Annotated in this window: 3 protein-coding genes and 1 other RNA gene; 1 reads left to right on the forward strand and 3 read right to left on the reverse strand. The window is 49.7% G+C overall.

Features of this window, described 5'->3' with window-relative positions:
• Positions 1-96 precede the first annotated feature (96 nt).
• From QVO99_RS02815 to QVO99_RS02825, 3 genes are read right to left on the reverse strand one after another with little or no spacing between them, the layout of a single operon-like run.
• Complete coding sequence (locus QVO99_RS02815; RefSeq protein ID WP_022316073.1) at positions 97-597, reverse strand: DUF6452 family protein; 501 nt, start codon at positions 595-597, stop codon at positions 97-99.
• A 36-nt stretch (positions 598-633) separates the two neighbouring features.
• Entirely contained in the window at positions 634-1,596 is a 963-nt protein-coding gene (locus tag QVO99_RS02820; protein ID WP_022316074.1) for a glycosyltransferase family 2 protein, read from the reverse strand.
• 18 nt (positions 1,597-1,614) lie between these two features.
• The gene (locus QVO99_RS02825) at positions 1,615-2,163 is read right to left on the reverse strand and encodes a DUF4199 domain-containing protein (RefSeq protein WP_022316075.1); all 549 of its coding nucleotides are present in this window, start codon (positions 2,161-2,163) and stop codon (positions 1,615-1,617) included.
• Between the two features lie 174 nt (positions 2,164-2,337).
• On the opposite strand from QVO99_RS02825, the gene ffs reads away from it, so the two are divergent.
• An RNA gene (gene ffs / locus QVO99_RS02830) (signal recognition particle sRNA small type) lies at positions 2,338-2,436 on the forward strand.
• The last annotated feature ends 29 nt before the right edge of the window (positions 2,437-2,465 follow it).

Here is a 2,465-nt window from a genome sequence, read left to right on the forward strand (position 1 = left end):
GCCACGGTGTCGCGTTCTGCCACATTCTTCTTGGCAGCGGCATTCCGCTTCTGTGCATTGGCAGGGATTGCCATCACAAGGAGAAGCATCACCACGCTAATGGCGAGGCGAGAAATAAATGTGGAAGTGGGTCTTCGATGTGTCATAGTCAACGTTATGATAGTTAATAGCCACGGAGTCGATGGCGTGATGTGTTGTTGTCACTCCTTTTATCTTGTGGAAATATGATGCCGCACAATCCGTGGACTCAAAGTGCATCATATCTTCCTTGTCCACCACAATGGTGTCGAGGGATGCCGTCACACCATCCGTCAGCTCCACGAAGAAGGAGTCTCTGGGCTGCGCATTGCTTATGGGCAACGAGAATTTCGTGATGTCCTGGTCCTTGTTTATCAGCACGGAGTCAGAACCGTCGGTGCGGTTTGTCGACACCGTCATGGCGAGCCTCATCGTGTCCGTTCTCCCGTCAGCATCGAGCAGGGCATAATTGGTGAGCACCTTGTTGTTGAGCGGACAGTCCACCGAAGAGCAGGATGCTGCGACGGCGGCAACGGCGATGATTGCCGGCAACGACAGGCGGAAGGGTGAAAAATTCATATTTCGTTATTCTTGATTCAAAGATGTATTCTTGATTCAGATTTCCTTCTCCACCTGATAGTCGTTTCTCGTAGAGGAGTTGCGGCTTATCAGGTCGCCGAGGAATCCGGCGAGGAATAGCTGCGTTCCGATCATCATCATCGTGAGAGCGATGTAGAAGAAGGGCGACGAGGTGACGAGTCTCTGCGGAATGCCGTTGGCGAGACACCAGAGCTTGTCTATGCCAAGTCCGAGAGCCGAGAGAAAACCAATCATGAACACCAGCGTGCCGAGGAATCCGAACACATGCATCGGCTTTCTGCCGAAGCTGCTCAGGAACCACAGCGTTATAAGGTCGAGGTATCCGTTGAAGAAGCGGTTCCAGCCCATGAATTTCGATTTACCGAACTTGCGTGCCTGGTGGTGTACCGGCTTCTCGCCTATCTTGTCGAAGCCGGCATTCTTTGCCAGATATGGTATATACCTGTGCATCTCGCCATACACCTCGATGTTTTTCACCACATCCTTGCGGTAGGCTTTCAATCCGCAGTTGAAGTCATGCAGATTATGTATTCCGCTGACCTTCCTTGCCGTGGCGTTGAAGAGCTTTGTCGGAATGGTCTTGGAGAGGGGGTCGCCCTGCTTGCGGTTCATCTTGTAGCCCGAAACAAGGTCGTAGCCGTCTTCCTTTATCATGCGGTAGAGCTCCGGAATCTCGTCGGGAGAATCCTGCAGGTCGGCATCCATGGTGATCACCACATCGCCTTCTGCCTTGTGGAATCCGCAATACAGAGCGGGACTCTTACCGTAGTTGCGACGGAATTTTATTCCCTTCACATTCTGCGGATTCTCAGCGCGAAGCTGCTCTATCACATCCCACGACTTGTCGGTGGATCCGTCGTTCACGAATATCACCTCGTATGTAAAGCCTTTGCTCTTCATCACTCGCGCTATCCACGCATAGAGTTCCGGCAATGATTCGTCCTCATTATATAGAGGTATAACTACTGATATATCCATAGTCTGAAAATGTATTATCTATTGTTTGCGCATCAGCGCACCCACGGGCACACTGATGATAATGCCTAATATCACGTTGAGCGTCAGAAACTGGAACGCTATCTCTATCGGCCTTATCGTTCCCATGGTGGCCTGCAGGATTGCTATCATCTGCTTGGGATCCATGCCATACACCTCCGTAACGACTTTAGCTGTCTCTGGCATTGAAAGCATGGCGATGGTCTGGTTCACCATGTAGCCTTGGTCGATAAACTGGAAATATACGTACTGTCCCACTGCCATGAGGATAGTGGCATAGAAGTATGTCATTATGGAATAGAGAGTGGCTTTGCCAAAGGAGATCCTGCCTCCGAGAATGCGGTCGCGGAACTTGCGGAGCCTCATGGCTGCCAAAATGATGGAGTATATGCCGATTGCCATTCCTGCGAGTCCGAGCATGGGCATCTGCAGATTGCCAATGAAGCAGAAGAAACTGACAACCCACATCACACCGATTATCGCTCCGTCGATTCGGGCAAAGGCGGTAAACTGCCGGTATTCGTCGTTAGAAGACTTGTCGATATCCATATTCTTTGTTCTTTCTTTCTTCTTTCTTTATTCTTTCGTTGTTATTTCGATGCAAAAGTACTTATTTTATATGGTATAACGAGTATAGGCAGACTTTTTTTTGAAATTTCGAAGGAAAAAGTTTGTGGAAAAGATAAAAAGCATTACCTTTGCACCCGCAAAAGTGAACAAGACGGGTAAGTCTTGTACGGTCAGCTCCCTTCGAATCCTCCAGGACGGGAACGTAGCAAAGGTAGTTGGTTGTAGCGACGCGATACAAGTAGCTTGCCCACCCGCCTCTTTAGCTCAGTTGGCCAGAGCAC

The sequence above is a fragment of the Prevotella sp. CAG:592 genome, assembly GCF_000436015.1.
Classification (GTDB): Bacteria; Bacteroidota; Bacteroidia; order Bacteroidales; family Bacteroidaceae; genus Prevotella; species Prevotella pectinovora.

What these genes read in the sequence shown, in the direction of transcription:
- QVO99_RS02815 (WP_022316073.1), bottom strand. Translation starts at nt 597, where the DNA reads ATGAATTTTTCACCCTTCCGCCTGTCGTTGCCGGCAATCATCGCCGTT.
- QVO99_RS02820 (WP_022316074.1), bottom strand. Translation starts at nt 1,596, where the DNA reads ATGGATATATCAGTAGTTATACCTCTATATAATGAGGACGAATCATTG.
- QVO99_RS02825 (WP_022316075.1), bottom strand. Translation starts at nt 2,163, where the DNA reads ATGGATATCGACAAGTCTTCTAACGACGAATACCGGCAGTTTACCGCC.